The sequence below is a fragment of the Kitasatospora sp. NPDC058243 genome, assembly GCF_042882025.1.
Lineage (GTDB): Bacteria > Actinomycetota > Actinomycetes > Streptomycetales > Streptomycetaceae > Kitasatospora.
This window is the reverse complement of record NZ_JBHVWW010000079.1, coordinates 1-18,395: the sequence shown is the minus strand read 5'-3', so window position 1 is coordinate 18,395 and position 18,395 is coordinate 1. Positions and strand designations below refer to the sequence as shown.

General features: G+C 74.2%; 11 protein-coding genes. 3 read left to right on the top strand and 8 right to left on the bottom strand.

Annotation, left to right across the window (positions count from 1 at the left end):
* Positions 1 to 79 precede the first annotated feature (79 nt).
* The 8 genes from ACFVX9_RS34700 to eccD all read right to left on the bottom strand — a co-directional run bounded on the left by ACFVX9_RS34700 (position 80) and on the right by eccD (position 7,596).
* Positions 80 to 382 (bottom strand): hypothetical protein, encoded by a 303-nt coding sequence (locus ACFVX9_RS34700; RefSeq protein WP_380342655.1) that lies wholly within the window; start codon positions 380 to 382, stop codon positions 80 to 82.
* Positions 375 to 839, bottom strand: coding sequence for a YbaB/EbfC family nucleoid-associated protein (locus tag ACFVX9_RS34695; protein WP_380342658.1), 465 nt, complete (start codon positions 837 to 839; stop codon positions 375 to 377). The genes ACFVX9_RS34700 and ACFVX9_RS34695 overlap by 8 nt, the downstream gene beginning before the upstream one ends.
* Before the next feature lie 38 nt (positions 840 to 877).
* Positions 878 to 3,205: a hypothetical protein gene (locus tag ACFVX9_RS34690; RefSeq protein WP_387985706.1), complete on the bottom strand. Its 2,328-nt coding sequence runs from the start codon at positions 3,203 to 3,205 to the stop codon at positions 878 to 880.
* Positions 3,206 to 3,268: 63 nt separating this feature from the next.
* The gene (locus ACFVX9_RS34685) at positions 3,269 to 3,688 is read right to left on the bottom strand and encodes a hypothetical protein (protein WP_387985703.1); all 420 of its coding nucleotides are present in this window, start codon (positions 3,686 to 3,688) and stop codon (positions 3,269 to 3,271) included.
* Between the two features lie 123 nt (positions 3,689 to 3,811).
* Positions 3,812 to 4,096 (bottom strand): hypothetical protein, encoded by a 285-nt coding sequence (locus tag ACFVX9_RS34680; RefSeq protein WP_063350546.1) that lies wholly within the window; start codon positions 4,094 to 4,096, stop codon positions 3,812 to 3,814.
* 73 nt (positions 4,097 to 4,169) lie between these two features.
* Positions 4,170 to 4,514, bottom strand: coding sequence for a hypothetical protein (locus tag ACFVX9_RS34675; RefSeq protein WP_159398565.1), 345 nt, complete (start codon positions 4,512 to 4,514; stop codon positions 4,170 to 4,172).
* Positions 4,515 to 4,619: 105 nt separating this feature from the next.
* Positions 4,620 to 6,071: a type VII secretion protein EccB gene (eccB, locus tag ACFVX9_RS34670; RefSeq protein ID WP_380342664.1), complete on the bottom strand. Its 1,452-nt coding sequence runs from the start codon at positions 6,069 to 6,071 to the stop codon at positions 4,620 to 4,622.
* Positions 6,072 to 6,204: 133 nt separating this feature from the next.
* Complete coding sequence (gene eccD / locus ACFVX9_RS34665; protein ID WP_387985699.1) at positions 6,205 to 7,596, bottom strand: type VII secretion integral membrane protein EccD; 1,392 nt, start codon at positions 7,594 to 7,596, stop codon at positions 6,205 to 6,207.
* A gap of 326 nt (positions 7,597 to 7,922) precedes the next feature.
* On the opposite strand from eccD, the gene eccCa reads away from it, so the two are divergent.
* The 3 genes from eccCa to ACFVX9_RS34650 all read left to right on the top strand — a co-directional run bounded on the left by eccCa (position 7,923) and on the right by ACFVX9_RS34650 (position 18,209).
* Positions 7,923 to 11,906, top strand: coding sequence for a type VII secretion protein EccCa (eccCa, locus tag ACFVX9_RS34660; protein WP_380369993.1), 3,984 nt, complete (start codon positions 7,923 to 7,925; stop codon positions 11,904 to 11,906).
* Between the two features lie 106 nt (positions 11,907 to 12,012).
* A complete protein-coding gene (locus tag ACFVX9_RS34655) occupies positions 12,013 to 14,790 on the top strand; it encodes a hypothetical protein (RefSeq protein ID WP_387985696.1) in 2,778 nt (925 codons plus the stop codon).
* Between the two features lie 299 nt (positions 14,791 to 15,089).
* On the top strand, positions 15,090 to 18,209 hold the full coding sequence (locus ACFVX9_RS34650) for a phosphocholine-specific phospholipase C (protein ID WP_387985693.1): 3,120 nt from the start codon (positions 15,090 to 15,092) through the stop codon (positions 18,207 to 18,209).
* The last annotated feature ends 186 nt before the right edge of the window (positions 18,210 to 18,395 follow it).

Sequence of the window (18,395 nt, the reverse complement as noted above, 5' to 3'; positions counted from 1 at the left end):
GGGGAGCCTCCGGCTGCGAAGCCTGCTGGTGCTGTGCGGTGCGGGTGGGGAACGGGCGCCGTCCGGCGCTATCGGCGGGTCACTTCACCAACCCGGCATTGTGCTCGTCGGTCGAGTCGAACAGGTCGGCCACGTTCATGCCGTTCTTCGCGACGCGCGCCAGCTTGTCCCTGATGCCGCCGACCAGTTCGAGCAGATTGGTGGTCGGCTCGTCCACCTTCTCGTGGTACTGCTTGCCGATCTCGTCGGATCCGGCCGCCGTGCGGTTCACCTTGTTGACGTGGTCGATCTGGCCGTAGACCTTGTCGACCAGCTCGGACATCTTGTCGAAGTCGCCGAACGCCGCCTTCAGGTCCTCAAGTTTCACCAACTGCTTAGCCATTGAACTCCTCCTGCTTGTGGGTCTTGGTCTGGTCGGCTCCCGGCCGCATCGCGGTGAGCGGCTCCAGCAGCGCGTCCAGGTCCAGGCCTCCCAGCATCGACAGCAGGGGGTCCTCCTCCTGGTCGCCGGTGACCGCCAGGCGCAGCGACTCGCCGACCCCGTCGAAGGCGCGCATCGACCGGGTGATCTGCTCGCCCATCCGGGCCTTGGCCTCGTTCAACACGTCCTTGAGGACGGCGGCCAGGTGCGCGGGGGCCATCTCCTGGTAGGCGGTGGTGTGGAAGGTCAGCGCGAGCACCTCGCCCTGCGCGCCCACCTTCACGGTGAGCATCCGGTCCTTGGTCGTCACCGAGGCCGTCGCCGCCTGCAGTTGCCGGGTCATCTCGGCCATCTTGACCTGCTGCTCCTCCAGGGCGGCCATCGCCTGGGCGAGCTGCTCCTCGAACGAGAACGTCATCTCCGTGTTCCTTTCCACTCCCGTGACGCGGCGCCGACTCAGCGGCCGATCACTCCGCTGACCGCACCGGTGTCGGTGCCCCAGACCTCTTCGTCCTCGGCCAGCCAGGTGGTCCGCTGCCGGCCCTTCTCGCCCTGGCCGCCGCCCATTCCGCCGCCCATCGGCGGGACCATGGGCATCCCGCCGCCGCTGGTGTTCACCGAGCGGCCCCGCATCGCGGCGGCCTCCTCGGCGGCGAGCGCGGAGGCCTTCTGGCTCATCGTGGCCTTCTCGGCGGCGGCTGCTCCGGCGCCGGCGACCTTGGCCGCGGGCGGCGGTCCGCCGTTCTCCGCCACCCGGGGGCCGACTCCGCTGCTGGTGTTGAGGATCCGGGGGGCCTGGCCGCCGCCGGAGGTGCCGAGGCCCTCGTACGTTCCCCCACCGGCGCCGCTGAACATCCCCGGGTAGGTGCCGACCGCGCCGAAGCCGTCGTTCTGGTCGAGGCTGCTGCCCCCCGACCCCAGGTTCAGGGTCCAGGGCGTGCCCCCACCGGTGGACGGCGGGCGCGCACCGCTGATGTCGCCCCAGGTGATGGTTCCGCCACCACCACTGCCGCTGCCACTGCCACTGCCACTGCCACTGCCGCCCACCGAGGCCCAGGCGTGCTGGAGGTCGCGCGAGCGCTGGATGTAGTCGGAGATCGGCTTCTTCTGGGGGTCCAGCAGGGTGCCGTCGTCGGCGATCGAGGAGCCCTTCTCGACCACGATCGGGTTGCCGTTGGCGTCCAGGATCTCCTTGCCGTTGGGATCGACCACCGTGCCGTCCTCGCGGATGGTCGATCCCTTCGGCACCTTGGCGTTGGGGCCGTACACGCCTCCGCCGGTGCCGGCCGGCACGTTGGCGCCGGGGGGCACCACGATCGGCTTGCCGTCCTTGCCCAGCACCTCCTTGCCGGAGGAGTCGTAGACCTTGCCGCCCGAGATGTAGCCGCCGGGCGGCAGGAGGATCGGCTTCTTGTCCTTGTCCAGGAGCACGTTGCCGTCCTTGTCGCGGATCGGCGTCCCGGCGCCGAGGCCGCCACCGTTCCCGCCGGCGCCGTCACCGCCGATGATCGGCGGCGGGGGGATGTGGGTGTTCTTGTCCCCCTTGCCGCCGCCCCCGCTACCGCCGCTGCCGCCGGCGCCGTCGCCACCGATGATCGGCGGCGGGGGGATGTGGTTGTTCTTGTCCCCGCCGGCCCCGCCGTCCCCCCCGCCGGCTCCCCCGCTGCCGTCGCCGAGACCGGGCGGTGGAGGTGCGTCGGGGTTCTTGGGGTTGTTGGGGTCGTTGGGGTCCGGCATCTCCTTCGGCGGAAGCGTGATGCCGACCGGCATGAGGTCGAACCCGAGCTTGGTGATCAGCGGGTCGTACGCGCTCCCCAGTGCCGCCATCGCGTCGTCACCGGGCTTGTCCAGGTAGTCGGCGACCTTCTTCAGCCACCTCTCCTTGGCCTTCTGGTCGAGAGCGGCGTAGAAGGCGTCGTTGCGGGGGTCGCCCAGCGAGGAGGTGTCGTACTTCCAGGTGCTCTCCGCGGTCCAGTACATGGGGGCCTTGTGCATCTCCTCCCACAGGACCTCCTGGATGCACTGGTACGGGAACCCGGTGCTGTACCAGACCGATTGCGCCGTCCTGACCGCCTTGATGACGACGCCGATTCCGTACGCCGCGTACTCCAGCGAGGGCCCGTAGTTGGCCCCGACCAACTGGTTGCGCAGGTCGTCGAGTTCGACGGCGAACCGTTCGAGGAGCTTCTTGAACTCGCCCGCCGCGTCGCCCTCCCAGCTGTCGCCCGGGCCGTCGATCTGCTCCGCCCACTTGCGGAACGCTTCGGCCTGGGTCGACAACCACTTCGTGGTGTCCTCGATCGCCTTGGCCCCGGCCAGCAGGCTCTGCGGGTCGATCGTGTCGTTCCCGCGGGTACTGATCGGGAGCTTCTCCTTGGAGTCCGGAGCCACGTCGGTCGAGACGTCCGGCATGATCGGGTCGAGGATCAACTCGGCCTGGTGGTTGAACTTGGAGAGCACGCCGTTGGGGTCGTTCCCCCACTTGTCGTAGTCGATGTGGACGTTGATCTTGAAGTGGCGCGGGCCGCCCTTGTTGTTGTTCGCGGTGCCGTCGTAGAAGTTCATCGCCCACCAGACGTCCGGGTTGCCCAGCCCCGTGCCGTCCGTCAAGTACGTCTGGGTGGACGCGTCCTTGGGGTCGAAGTACCCGTTCTCGACGGACATGTTCCCGGACTTGATCCATCTCTCGGCCTTCGCTCCCGCGATCTTGTCCCGCGTGGTGATCTCCACCGGAGACTGCTTGGAGTTGAAGGCGGCGAGCGTCGTCTCCCAGAGCATGGGCACGGAGGTCTCCAGGTGGGTCGAGGGGTTCAGGGGTACAGGGAGCCGACCGGAAGGGGAAGAGCGCTACTTCCCGCCGCCGCCACCACCGCCACCGCCACCGCCACCGCCGCCGACGGCGATGACGTCCTGCAGGATCTGCATCACTTGCGCGGCCGTCAGAGCCTCGTCGTGAGCGGTGTCCATCAGGTTCAGGAAGCTCAGGACGTCGAGCCGGCCCTTCTCCATCTGGTTGTGGAAGGTCTTGAAATCACCCACCACGGTGCCGGCGAGGTGCGAGAACCCCTTCGCCAGGTTGGTGCCGCTCTCGAAGTTCCCGGCCAGCAGCGAGACGTAGTGGTGTTTCGTGGTCACCGTGCCCTGGCCGCTGAAGCCCAGCATGGCCGAGTAGCCCGGGTCGGTCTCCAGCTGGCTCAGGTACGACGGCAGGATCGAGTTCGCGAAGTACTCGAGGTCGTCGTGGTTGACGCTGAGCGTGTGGCTCATGTCCGGTGCCGGGGGCCCGGGCGCCGGCGGGGCTAGGGTCGGTGCGTCGGGCACCTTCGGAGGATCCGGCGGTTTAGTGGGCATCGCGCCCGTCCCTCCGGTCGAGCCGCTCCGCGGCCGTCATCAGATGCCCGCCGCGCCGCGCCGGTCCGCGTCGCGGAGCAGGCCGTGCATGGTGCGCAGGGTGTCGGCGCCCTGCTGGATGTCGGTGGTCATGGTGGCGTCCTGGCCGGCCAGCACCAGGTAGAAGGAGTGGGCCGCGGCGGCCAGGTCGCCCTTGAGCTGGTGCTCGGCGGTCTGGATGGCCTGGAGGCAGTCCTCCATCGCGGAGTGCATGCCGTTGCCGGCCTGGGTCAGGGCGTCCGCCGCCTCGTCGATGTTCGCGTGGTGGAGCTCGATGCTTGCCATGGCTGGTCCTTTCGGTCGGCTGGGGTCCGGCCCGGGCTGCCCGGGTCCGGCAGGTCTGTCGGCGCGGGCTGGATCAGAGGTTGAGGCCCTTGTAGACCTCGTCGCCCGCGCCGCCGCCCCAGCTGTTGGTGACGCCGTAGGCCTCGTCGTGGGCGGAGTTGATCTGGGTGTGCCCGGTGGAGAACCGGTCCTGGAAGGTGGCGTAGGCGCTCTTGAGCCGCTGGTACCGGGTCTGCCAGTCGTCGATCTTCCCCTGGTAGGCGGTGCTGCACGCGGCCTTGAAGTGGTTCTGGACTTCGAGGTTGACGTCCTCGACCTGCTGGCCGGCCCGCATCATGGCCTGGATGTGGGTGTCCAGGGTCGCCAGGACGGTCTTGACGGCCGCGTCGTCGGTCTGCAAGCCCGGAGGAGTGGTCATTGCGCTGCCTTTCGTCGGTACGGGTTCTCGGCTGCGGCGGATGCCGCCCGAGCGGGTCGGCCGACCCGGTCCATCTGCTTCAACGGACGCGTGCCGGGGGGTGGTTCACCTCGCGCAGGACGGTCCTGAGGGCCGCGGCGCGGGGCTCGCGGCGCCGGTCAGCGCGGCCGGGTCGAGGCTGGGGCCGGTCGGCAGCAGGGACAGCAGGGCCTCGGGGACGGCCGAGGGGACGACCTCGCCGTAGCCGAGCTGTTTGACCGCCGCGGCGGAGGCCAGCGGGTACTTCACCCCGGCGTCGGTGACCAGGTACAGGGTCGCGCCGACGCCCGCGCTGGACAGCGCCCGCACCAGGGCGCCGCCACCGGGCTTGACGGCGATGCTGTCGGCGCCGGCGCAGGCCGGGTCCACGCCCGGCTGGGCGGCCGGCGGCGGGCCCTCGACGGCGGCGGCGTCGACCAGGGTGACGGAGGTGGTCGGTGCCTGGTCGGTGAGCCGCAGGTCGGCGCAGACGCCCCGGTTCTGGGGGATCGTCACCAGCTCCGGCGGCGCGGCCGGCAGCCCGCCGGCGGCGGCGGACGGCTGGGCGGCCGGGGCGGTGTGCCCGGTGAGGTCGGCCGGGCCGAGCTGGACGGGGGCGACGACGTCGCCCCCGTAGGCGGCGCTCTGCGTGCGGGGGTCGTTGCGCAGCAGCTCGAAGGCCATCCGGCTGAGCGGGGTGAACCCCGCCGTGGTCAGCAGGTAGGGGTCGCCGCCGGGGCCGGTGAACAGCTGGCCGACCCGGGTGGGGTGGGCGCCGAGCTGCGGGCCGGCCTTGCCGCGCTCCCCCGGGTCGGGAGCGGCCAGGTCGGGGCCGGCGGCCAGCGCGTTGAGGAAGGCTGCCGTCACCGGGTAGGGGGCGACGGCGCTCTGGCCGAGGGCCTGGCGGGCGCCGTTGACGGTGTCCAGGCGCAGCCGGCGGCCGTGCCAGAGCAGGTACTCGGCGCCGTCCGGGGCGGCGACCAGCGCGCCCTGGCCGTCCGTCAGCCCGGTGCCGCGGCGGCCCGGGCCGACCGTCAGGGCCAGCTCCGCCAGGCGGCCGCCGGACGGGCCGGGCCGGCTGACGGCGCAGGCGAGCCAGGGCGCGTCGGCGAGCTGCTCGGCCCCGGGCAGGCCGTCGGGGGCGCCGAGGATGCCGATCGGGACGCCGCGCGGGGTGTCGGCCAGCGAGCGCACGCTGACCTGGTCGACCACCAGCTGGTCGCCGGCCAGCAGCCGGGCGCTGGCCTCGTTCAGCACGGGGTGCAGGCTGCCGTCCAGGAAGAGGTAGCGGGCGCCGCTCTCCTTCACCACCACCAGGGTGCCGGGCTTCTGCCAGCCGGTGGCGCCGCCGGGGACGATCACCCCGTACACGGCCGCCACCAGGCACACCACCACGGCGATGACCAGCCCGATGACGGTGCCCCGCGAGGTGCGCCCGGCCGGGGTGTCGGCCGCGTCGGGCTCGCCGCGCAGCATGCCGGTGGCGAGCCTGCCCATCACGAACAGGTGGGCCTGCACCTGGTCGCGCTTCGACTGCATCTCGTGGTTCTCCTCGGGGCGGCGGAAGGTGCGGGGCCGGGCGGCGCACGGCGCAAGGTGCCGGGCCGGGCGGCGGGAGGTGCGGGGCCGTCAGGGTCCGGCGGCGGGAGGTACGGGGCCGTCAGGGTCCGGCTCAGCCGGCCAGGGCCCGCAGCTCGTGGTAGACCCCGGCCACGGCCAGCGCCAGCGGGATCACGGCCATCCCCGCGGTGGTGTGCAGCAGGTCCGCGGCCCGGCCCCAGTAGGGCAGCAGCCGGCGCCCGGGGATCGTCCAGGAGACCACGGCGAGGGCGGCCGCCAGGGCGAGCAGGCCGACCAGCACCAGCAGGCGCCCGCCGCTCCGCTCGCCGACGGCCAGGTGGCCGAGCAGCAGCGCCAGGCCGTAGGCGCCGGGCAGGAGGACGGACAGCCGCTGCGGGATGCTGCCGATCGCCCGGGAGTGCAGCAGCAGCAGGACGGACAGGGTCACCGTCAGGGCCGTGGCCGCCCAGCCGGATTCGCCGGCCACCAGGGTCAGGCATCCCGTGAGGACCGTGCCGAGCGCCAGGTGGAAGGCCGTCAGGAAGCCGTCGGCGACATCGCTGCGGCTGCGGACGGTGGCGCTCGGGACGGGCGCGATGCCCTCCTGGAGCTCCTCGGCGTTGCGCGGCAGCGCGGGCAGCCGCAGTCCGGACAGGCGGAAGCAGATCCCGGGGACGAACGCCCCGAGGATCACCGCGAGCACCGCCAGCACGGCCGCCACCTGCGGGCCGTCCTCCCCGCCCAGCGTCAGCCCGCCCGCCACCATGACGTACAGGGCGAACAGCACCGCGCCGAGGAACAGCGGCGCCGAGCAGCCGACGGCGGCCAGCGCCAGCACCGCCGCGCCGGCGGCCGCGCAGCCGCCCGCCAGCATCCGGGCGCCGACCGCGCCGGCCCCGCCGCCGGCCGGCAGCAGGGCCCCGGCCATCGCGAGGTAGGGCACCGCCATGGCACCGAGCGCGGTGCCCGCGCCGGCGTCGCCGACCGCCCGGGAGGCGCTCAGCGCACCCAGCAGCAGGAGCAGGCCGGTGACGGCGGCAGCAAGGGCACGGGTCTGCTCCGGGCCGGGGAGCAGCAGCACGGCGAGCCCGCCGGCCAGGACGGCCACGGCCAGCCCGAGCGCCACGTGGTGGGTGAGCGCCGGGCGCCAGGTGTCGGAGCGGGCCCGCATGCCGGTGGCGACGCCGTCGGCCAGGTCGTCGTAGTGCACCTCGGGCAGGGCGTCGCGGCGCGGGCGCAGGTACAGCTCGTCGCCGTCGTGCAGGTCGAGCGCTTCGGCGCCCAGCTCTTCGTCCAGCGGCGGGCCGCCGAGGCGCTGCAGGACCCAGCCGTCGTGCTCGACGCCCTGTTCCTCCAGCTCGGGGCCGGCGTGCGCGAGGACGGCCGGCAGCAGGTCGGCCAGCGGTACGTCGGCGGGGACGGCGAGTTCCAGGACCGCCTCGGGCGTTCGGAACCTCAGTCGGCACAGTCCGGCGACGGCGGTCCCGTTCGCGCTCCCGTTCACACTTCTCCCTTTTGCCCTGGCCTCCGAACGGCATGGCGAGGTGACGGCCCGGGGGCGCCTGGGGGATGGACGAGCCCGGGCGTCACCTCACCAGGAGGCACGGACGGCGGGGCCCGCAGGGTTCACCGCCTGCCGGAATCCGTTTCGCTGCGGCCGTTCGCGGGCGTTCACAGCCGTTCACGGCCGTCCTCGGCGTCGGCGCCGCGCCCGCCCCGCCGAACCGGGTGAACCCGGCCGGGCCCGCCGCCCGTCGTCCCGGGTGGACGGTGCGCGTCCCGGGCCGCCGACGCAGCGAGCGGCCGTTCCCCTGCGCGAGGAGCCCTTCGTTGAGTGTGGTGCTGGTCAACCGTCCGCCGCGGCGCCCTGGCCCGGCGATGCCCGACGGCGAGATCCAGTTGCAGGAGCCGCCCGTCCTCCCCGAGGCACAGAGCGGCATGTCGAACATGATCGCCATGGCGCCGATGGCGCTCAGCTCGCTCTCGATGGTGTTCATCTTCCTGCGCCCCGGCGACAGCGGCGGCATCCTGACCTACGTCGCGATCGGCATGATGGCGCTGTCCGCCGTCGGCATGCTGGTCACCCAGCTGATCCGAGGCGCCAGCGACCGCAAGCGGGAACTGCGCGCCGAACGCCGGGACTACCTGCGCTACCTCTCCCAGGTCCGCCGCCAGGTGCGCGGCCACATCGCCCGCCAGCAGGAGGCGCTGGCCTGGCGCCACCCCGCCCCCGACGCGCTCGGCTCGCTCGCCCGCACTTCCCGGCTGTGGGAGCGGCGCAGCACCCACCCCGACTTCGGCGACGTCCGGATCGGCCTCGGCCACCAGCGGCTCGCGGTGCGGCTGGCGCCGCTGTCCACCAAACCGGTGGAGGACCTGGAGCCGCTGTGCGCGCACGCGCTGCGCCGCTTCATCAACGCCTACGGCACCGTCGCCGACCAGCCCATCGCCGTCTACCTGCGCGGGTACGCGCAGGTCCTGCTGCGCGGCGACGACCGGGCCGCGACCCGCGCCCTGGCCCGCGCCATGCTGGCGCAGCTGGCGCTCTTCCACGCCCCCGACGAACTGCGGATCGCCGTCGTCACGGACGCCGAGCACCAGGCCGAGTGGGAGTGGACCAAGTGGCTGCCGCACGCCCTGCACCCGGAGGACACCGACGGCGTCGGTCCGGTGCGGCTGGTGGCCGGATCCGTGGTGGAGGTCGAGCAGCTGCTCGGCGACGAGTTCGCCGGCCGGCCCCCGTTCGAGCCGGAGAGCCAGCCCGGCCGGGACGAGCCGTTCACCGTGATCGTGCTGGACGGCCCGCAGGCCGGGGCCACCAGCCGGGCCGCGCTGGCCGGCTGGCGCAACGCCGTCCTGCTCGACCTCGGCGACACCCTCGACTGGAAGCCGCTGCGCTTCCGGCTGCGGCTGCGGATCGAGGACGGCCGGCTCGCCATGATCGGCGCCGACCGCAACCACCGGGACGACGTCACCGACCTCGGCCGGCCCGACGCCCTGTCCGCGACGGTCGCCCGCCGGCTGGCCGCCCAGCTCGCCCCGTACCGGATCGGCGACTCGACGGAGGCCGGGGAACCGCTGGCCACCGACTACGACCTCGCCTCCCTGCTCGGCATCCGCGACCTGCACCGGCACGAGATCGCCCAGGGCTGGGCCGGGCGGGGCGTCCGCGACCGGCTGCGGGTGCCGCTCGGCGTCTCCGGCGACGGCACGCCGGTCGAACTGGACATCAAGGAGTCCGCCCAGGGCGGCATGGGCCCGCACGGCATGCTGATCGGCGCGACCGGCTCCGGCAAGTCCGAGCTGCTGCGCACCCTGGTGCTGTCGCTGGCCCTCACCCACTCCTCCGAAGTGCTCAACTTCGTCCTGGTCGACTTCAAGGGCGGCGCGACCTTCCTCGGCCTCGACCGGCTGCCGCACACCTCGGCGGTGATCACCAACCTCGCCGACGAAGCCGCCCTGGTCGACCGGATGCGCGACGCCCTGCACGGCGAGCTCGTCCGCCGCCAGGAACTGCTGCGCTCCGCCGGCAACTACAGCTCGCTGCTCGACTACGAGACCGCCCGCGCCGCCGGCACCCCGCTGGACCCACTGCCCACCCTGTTCGTCGTGGTCGACGAGTTCAGCGAACTGCTCGCCGCGCACCGCGACTTCATGGAGCTCTTCATCATGATCGGCCGCCTCGGCCGCTCCCTCGGCGTGCACCTGCTGCTGGCCTCCCAGCGCCTGGACGAAGGCCGGATGCACGCCCTGGAGTCGCACCTGTCCTACCGGATCGGCCTGCGGACCTTCTCCGCGATGGAGAGCCGGGGCGTCCTCGGCGTCCCCGACGCCTACCAGCTGCCCTCCCAGCCCGGCAACGGCTTCCTCCGCAGCGACATCGCCACCCTGACCCGCTTCAAGGCCGCGTACGTCTCCGGCCCCTACCGGGCCCGGCGCCCCGCCACCGCCCGCCAGGAGGCCGCGGCCGGCCAGGTCGCCCGGTACGGCACCACCTACGTGGCGCCGCGTCAGCCCGTCGCCCTGCCGGCCGCCGAGGAGCCCGAGGAGACGCCGGAGCAGACCCACACCCTGCTCGACCTCGCCGCCGAGAAGCTCACCGACGCCGGCCCGCCCGCCTACCAGGTGTGGCTGCCGCCGCTGGGCGTCCCGCCCACCCTCGACCAACTGCTGCCGCCCCTCGCCCCGCACCCCGAGCACGGCCTCACCACCGAGAGCGACGCCGACCGCGGCACCCTGACCGTCCCCATCGGCGTCATCGACCGCCCCTTCCAGCAGATCCGCGACCTGCTCACCGCCGACCTCTCCGGCGCCGGCGGCCACGTCGGCATCGCCGGCGGCCCGCAGAGCGGCAAGAGCACGCTGCTGCGCACCCTGATCACCGCCCTCGCCCTCACCCACACCCCGGGCGAAGTGCAGTTCTACTGCCTGGACTTCGGCGGCGGCACGCTGTCCTCGCTGCGCGGCCTGCCGCACGTCGGCGGCATCACCGGGCGGCACGACCCCGAGCGGGTGCTGCGCACCATCGCCGAGGTCAACAGCATCCTGAACCAACGCGAGCAGCGCTTCGCCGAACACGGCATCGACTCCGTCTCCGCCTTCCGCCGGCGCCGCGCGGCCGGCGAACTGCCCGACGAGCCGTACGGCGACGTCTTCCTGGTCATCGACGGCTGGAACACGATCCGCCAGGAGTTCCCCGACCTCGCCCCCGCCCTCACCCTGATCGCCCAGCGCGGCCTCAACTACGGCATCCACCTGATCGTCGGCACCACCCGCTGGGGCGAGGTCACCAGCGCCCTGCGCGACCTCTTCGGCACCCGCTTCGAACTGCGCCTCGGCGACGCCGTCGACTCCGCCGTCAACATGCGGGCCGCCGCCACCGTCCCGAACATCCCCGGCCGGGGCCTCACCTCCGACCAGATGCACTTCCTCACCGCCCTGCCCCGGCTGGACGGCAGCGGCACCTCCGCCGACCTCGGCGAAGGCGTCGCCGACCTGGTCGACGCCGTCGCCGACCACTGGACCGGCCCGCGCGCACCCGAGATCCGGATGCTGCCGCTGCAACTGCCCGCCGCCGCCCTGCCCGCCCCCGAAGGCCGGCTGCGCATCCCGCTCGGTCTCCAGGACGTCTCGCTCACCCCGCTGTGGCACGACTTCGAGGAGACCCCGCACCTGCTGGTCGTCGGCGACAGCGAGGCCGGCAAGACCAACCTGCTGAAGCTCGTCGCCGCCGGCATCACCAGCGCGTACCGGCCCGACGAGGCCCGGATCATGCTCATCGACTACCGCCGGGTCCTCCAGGACGCGGTGCCCGAGGAGTACCGGCTCGGCCACGCCGTCAGCGTCGACGTGCTGCGCCAGATCGTCGACGGCGCCGCCCGCGCCATGGCCAACCGGTTGCCCGGCGCCGACATCGCCCCGGCCCGGCTGCGGCTGCGCGACTGGTGGCAGGGGCCCGAACTCTTCATCGTGGTCGACGACTACGAACTGGTCTCCGGCTCCCCCGGCGGCCTCAACGCCCACCCCTTCGCGCCGCTGCTCGACTACCTGGCGCAGGGCGCCGAGCTCGGCCTGCACCTGATCGTCGCCCGCAGCGCCAACGGCATCGGGCGGGCCTCCTCCGACCAGCTGCTGCGCAAGCTGGAGGAGGTCAACACCCCGGTGGTGCTGCTGTCCTGCCCGCCCAGCGAGGGCTTCCTGTTCGGCTCCACCAAGCCCCGCGCCTTCCCGGCCGGGCGCGGCCTGCACATCACCCGCCGGCGCACGGTCCAGGTGCAGACCGCCGTCATGGCAGAGGACGGGGACGAGGGGTGAGTCGGCCGAGTCGGGTGAGCCGGTGAACCCGGCGAGGCGAGGCGGCCGTAGAGCCTGGTGACACGTGCGGCAGACGCGGCCGCGCGGACGGAGGGCGGGCGGGACGATGAGCACATCAGCGCAGGCGGCAGGGGACGCGCCGGGCGCCGCCCCGGCGAAACGCCGACTGGCCTTCCGTCGAAACACCCCCGCCGCCGGGCCCGCCGCCCTGCACCAGGTGGGCCCGCACTTCGTCATCGCCCCCGGCGGCGCGGACGGCACCGGCCCGGCGGCCCTGCCCGCCGCGATGACCGCCGCACTGGGCCGGCTCACCGCCGTCACCCGGACCGTCACCGTCCTCGCGGCCGCCCCCGACGCACCGGCCGTCCTGTTCGGCCGGCTCGACGAGCTGACCCGCACCGCCACCGCCCGGGACGCCACCGCGCTCGTCCTCGCCGCCTCCGGCCTGGCCACCGCCCCGGACACCGGGCCCCGCCCCGCCGAACGGATCGCCGAACTGACCGGCATCGGCGTCGTCGCCCCGGACGGGCTGGTCACCCTCCGCCCCGACGGCACCCTGCTGACCAGCGGGTCGGCGGACGACGCGCCGTCCTCCTGGTGGCTCTGCACCCCGGCCGGACAGGTGCGCCGGCTCGGGCCGGTCTGGCCGCTGCCGACGGAGCCGGCCGCCGCACCGGCCGGCTCGACCGACTCGGCCGGCTCGGCTAGCTCGGCCGCGGAGACCGTGGTGATGAAGCGTCCGATGGCGGAGACCGCCGTGCTGGAGCTTCCGGTGGCCGCGCCCGTCGTGGCCTCGCCCGCGCGGGGCGTTCCGTTGGGCGCCGTGTCCGCACCCGGCCCCGCCGCAGCGGCCCCGGAGCCCGCCGCCCCCGCCCGGCGCGTCGAGGCCGCACCGCCCGCCGCGCCCACACCGCCCGCCGCGCCCGCCGACCCGCTGGTCACCGCGCTGCCGCACGGCTACTGGTTCCGCAGCGAGCCCGACCCCGACGGCCCGTCCGGCCCGCTCACCAGGGCCACCGCCGACGAGGGCACCGTCATCCTCGTCGTCGGCCACCCGGGCGCGCCCCTCCCCCCGGCCGCCGAGCTCGCCGCCCGGCTCCGCCGCCTGCTCCCCGGCCCCGAGGCCGACCTGCTGCTCAGCGCCCCCTGGGCCGCCACCGGCGCGCTCACCGCCCTCGCCACCGGGCTCGCCACCGAACTCGGCCACGACCTCCGGGCCGCCGTCGGCCTGCCCATGCGCACCACCAGCGGCTTCTCCTCCCGCGTGCTGGCCGCCGACGGCACCCCCGCCTGGGAACCGTGGCTGACCGAGCTGACCGCCTCCCCCACCAGGCGCCGCGTGGTCGCCTCCGCCTGGCGCACCACCCCCGGCGGCCCGGCCGCCTGCGGACCGGCCCTCTACGAATCCCCGGTCACCGGCTGGCGGTTGGAGGCCGTGCCGGCCGGCCTGTGGCTGCGCCCCGAGGAGCCGCCACAGGACCGCGGGCCCCGCCTGCGCGACCCCGACCCGGCCCACCCGCTGCTGATCGCGGGCGCGGACGGGCGAACGGTGCCGCCCGAGGTGCTCGCCGTCCTGGACGAGCTGCGCGCCGCGCTCACCACCCCCGGTGCGACCGCACCCGAGCTGCTGATCGACGGCGCACGCCGCGGAAGCTTCCTCCCCGCGGCGCAGCCCACCCAGCCCACCCAGCCCGCCCAGCCCGCCGTGCAGGCCACCGTGCAGGCCGCCGCGGTCGACCCGCAACGACCGGCCCCCGAAGGCGAGTTCGCCACCGCCGCCACCATCACCGCGGCCATCCCGCCGGCCTCGGCGGTCCGGACCCAGACCGCCGCCACGGCCGACCCCGACGCCCAAGTCCCCGCCCCGGACGAAGAGTTCACCACCGCTACCGCCACCCTCCCGGAGCCCCCGGCCCCGGCCCCGGTCCCGGCCCAGCCGCAGATCCCCGAACCGGCCGCACCGCCCGCCGCCGAAGCACCCACGCCCGAACCGGCCCCCGACCCCGAGCCCGCCCTCGAACCCGAGCCCGAGCCAGCCCCGGTCCCCGAACCCGAACCCGAACCGGCCCCCGCCCCCGCCCCCGAGCCCGAAGCCCCCACCCGCGCCCGCCTCCTCGCCCCCGACGGCACCGCCGTCTCCGGCCGCCCGAGCACGGCCGCCGAGCGGACCGCCTTCCGGGCGCTCCTGGGCGAGCACTTCCAGCGCTGCGCCAGCCGCGCCGAGCAGGTCGCCATGCGGCTCCCGGCGCTGCGCTCGCACTCCCGGGACGACCTCAAGAGCGACCTCGCGGCGGTCTACCTGCACCACGTCGACACGGGCGTCCCGGTCCTGCACACCGAGCTGGTCGTGGCGGCCCGCCGACCGGGCTCCGGGCCGCTGGACCCGTACCTGGCGTGCCTGGGATCCGGCCTGCGGCGGCTGCCGAACCACCGGGGCGCCGTGCTGCTGGGCGCCGACGCGGGCGAGGAGGAGCTGCGTCACTACGTGCCGGGGACGCTGCTGGTGGAGCCCGCGCCGGTGGTCGGGACGCCGGCGTTGGAGGTCGTACCGGGGACGCCGGTCGAGTTCCTGGTGTGGTCCGCGACCGGCCGCCGCACCTCGGTGATCGCCGAGGACGGCGAGCCCGAGGTGGTGTTCCCGCCCGGTTCGTGGTTCTCCGTCCTGGAGGTCATGCCGGGCGAGGACGGCGAGCCGACCCGCGTCCTGCTGCGCGAGGTCGGCCCGGGCGCCACGGCCGGGACGGCGGACGAGCGCGACCAGCAGGCCCTGGAGCGGCTGCTCGCCTGGCAGGCCCGCCGCGACCTGCTCGCCCCGGAGGACCTCCGCTCCCCGTCCCGCCCCGAGCGACTCCGCCTCACCCCGGGCGTCACCGCCGCCCGGTGACCGGCGTCGGCCGGAAGGGCTACGCCACTGACGCCGGGCCAGTTCAGGCCGGCCCTCGGACCTGACGGATCCGCCGCCACGTCCTGCACCAGATGCCGACACGGCTTCCCCGGAGCGGACTTGACGGTGGCTCCCGCACCGCCCGACAGGCCGACAAGTTGTCTGTACAGCTCCGGGCCCCTTGGCGGCCATCGGATCGTCATCGAACTCCCCGGCCCCGGTCACCTCGGTCGCTTAGAAACGTGACTGGTCCGGGTCGAACCGATGGTCCGGCGCCCGTCAGCAAGGAGCCCCACCCGATGAGTCCGATGCCCGAACTGTCGCGCCGCAGCCTGCTCGGCGGCGCGGCGGCGGCCGCCGTGCTGTCCGCCCTCCCGATCAGCGTCCAGCAGGCGCTCGCCGCGCCGGCCAAGCCCGGGCGGCTGGCGGACATCCAGCACGTCGTGGTGCTGATGCAGGAGAACCGCGCGTTCGACCACTACTTCGGCACCCTGGCGGGCGTCCGCGGCTTCGGCGACCGGACGGCGGTGCGCGGGGTCAACGGGCGCTCGGTGTTCCACCAGCCCGACCCGGGCCGCAAGGAGGGCCACCTGCTGCCCTTCCCGATGAACGCCGCGCACACCAGCGCCTACCAGCAGGGTGCGCCCGCCTTCGGCTTCGTGGACTCGATGAAGGCCTGGAACGACGGCCTCGCCGACGGCTCGGTCACCCGCCGCTCCGGCGGCTGGCTCGGCCAGGGCTACTACGAGAGCGCCGACATGCCCTTCTACCACGCGCTCGCCTCGGTGTTCACCACCTGTGACGCCTACTACGCGTCCGTCCAGTGCAACACCAACACCAACCGCGACCACCTGATGACCGGGACCAGCGGCGGCACCGTACGGGACACCCCGGTGACCGACAACACCGAGATCCCCGGCGGCTACGAGTGGACCACCTACGCCGAGCGCCTGGAGCGGGCCGGCGTCAGCTGGAAGACCTACCAGGCGCTGGACAACTTCGACGACAACGCGCTCGCCTGGTTCGCCCCCTTCGTCAAGGCCAAGCCCGGCGAGCCGCTGTACGAGCGCGGCATGCGGGCCGTCGGCGACCCGGCGAAGAAGAACGACCCGTTCGCGATGGGCGACGCCCTGGTCGACGCCTTCGCCGCCGACGTCCAGGCCGACCAGCTGCCGCAGGTGTCCTGGATCGTCGCCCCGGCCGCGCTCTCCGAGCACGCCAACTACGCGCCGCCGAACGGCGAGCACCTCACCGCCCGGCTGCTCGCCGCCCTGGCGGCGAAGCCCGAGGTGTGGCAGAAGACCGTCTTCATCCTCAACTACGACGAGCACGGCGGCTTCTTCGACCACCAGCTGCCGCCCGTCCCGCCGCTGGCCACCGGGCGCGGCAAGTCGACCGTGCCGGTGGACGGCGAGGTCGTCGTCCGCGTCAGCAAGGGCTCCGCCACCTACCACCGGGTCGTCGGTCAGGACGGCAAGTACCGGGTCAAGGCCGCGGACGGCTCGCTCGCCTGGTCCGACACCCTGCCGGCCGGCGAGACCCTGGTCTCCGGCCCGTACCCGATGGGCCTGGGCGTGCGGGTGCCGATGGTCGTGGTCTCGCCGTGGACCCGCGGCGGGGTCGTCGACTCCACCGTCTACGACCACACCTCGGTGCTGCGCTTCCTGGAGCAGCGCTTCGGCGTCCAGGAGCCCAACATCAGCCCGTGGCGGCGCACCGTCTGCGGCGACCTCACCAACGTCTTCGACTTCTCCGGCCGCAACCCGGCCTGGCCGCAGCTGCCCGACACCAGCGGCAACCGGCAGAAGGTGGTCGACACCGGCAAGCTCCCCGCCCCCACCGTGCCCAGCCCGCAGGCCTTCCCGCAGCAGCAGCGCGGCACCCGCTCGGCCCGCCCGGCGCCCTACGACCTGCTGGTCAAGCCCCGGCTGAAGGGCGGCGAGCTCACCCTCGACCTGGTCAACCAGGGCCGCCAGGGCGCGGTGTTCGCCGTCTACCCGGCACCGGGCGGCGCGCCCCGGCACTACACCGTCGGCGCGAAGAGCCGGCTCTCCGACGTCTGGACGGTCGGCCCGGAGGGCTACGACCTGCGCGTCCACGGCCCCAACGGCGCGCTGTGGCACCTGCGCGGCGACGCCGCCGGCACGTACGAGGTGTCGCTGTCGGAGGAGCGCAACGGCAAGGTCCTCGAAGTCGACGTGATCAACCGCTCGCGCACCGCCCAGACCTTCCTGGTCGGCGACCTCGCCTACGGCGACGGGCTGCGCGAGGTGCGGGTCGCGGCCGGCGACGACCGGACCGTCAACCTCGCCGTCCGGCCCGAGGGCTGGTACGACGTCGCGGTGGCCGTCCGTGGGGACCTCACCTTCCGCCGCCGGATCGCCGGCCGCTTCCCCTGGGACGACCGGACGGTCACCGACCCGGCCCTGGGCCTGGCCGACCCGCTCGCCGTGGACGTCGCCCTCGGGGCCGCCTCCAGCACCATCGACGAACCCGTCCTGCTGCCCGGCCGCCCGGCCCGGGTCTCGGCCGTGCTCACCGCCACCGCCGCGCTCACCGCCGTCGAGGCGCAGCCCGTCGTCCCGCCGGGCTGGACGGTCACCGCCGTCACCGCGCCGCCCACCGCGCTCGCCGCCGGCGCCACCGCCACCGCCGTCTGGGAGGTCACCCCGCCCGCCCAGCTGCCGGACGGCGCCACCCACCGGATCCTGGTCACCGCCCGGGCGCTGGCCGGCGACCGCTTCGCGATCGCCGACGGCGAACTCGCCGCCCGCACCGCCCCCGTGATGGCCGGCCACCTGCTGGGCGAGGACTTCGAGTCGCTGGCCGGCGCGCTCCAGCCGCAGGACGGCGTGCTCGGCTGGACGGCCCGGGCGCCGCAGGGCTGGTCGGTGGTCAACGCCCCCGGCATGCCGCAGGGCACCGTCCGGCTCCAGGGCTGGACCTTCCACACCAAGCGGGAGTGGTCCACCCCGGCCGGGCAGGACCGCGGCAACTTCACCCGCGGCCTGGGCGTCCTCGCCGTCGCCGACCCGGACGACTGGGACGACACCGGCTCCCCCTCCCGCAAGGGCGTCTTCGACTCCACGCTCGTCTCCCCCGCCGTCCGCCTCCCGGTCGGCGCCGACACGCTGTACCTGGCCTTCGACTCCCACTACCGGCAGGAGGCCCCGCAGAAGGCGTCCGTCACCGCCGTGTTCGACAACGGCGCGGAGACCCGCCTGGTGTTCTACAGCGCCGACGCCACCGGCAACGACAACGCCGGCAAGGACGTCCAGAACACCCTCGTCACCCGCCGCCTCACCGTCCCGGCGGGGGCGCAGGCGGTGACGCTGAAGTTCCGGATGTACGACGCGGGCAACAACTGGTACTGGGCGGTCGACCACATCCGCCTGGACAGCCGGCCGATCACGGGCTGACCGGCCGGGAGCGGCCCGATCGGCCGCGGGGGGGGGGGGGGGGGTTTTGGAGGGGGGGGGTGTGGGGGGGTGGGGGGGAGGTTTGGGAGGGTTGGATATTGACGAGGTGACGGTGCTGGGGGAGTGGTCTTCCTATGATGGGCGAATGACGCCCGCGGACCGCTTCTCCGGGCCTGAACACCCCGA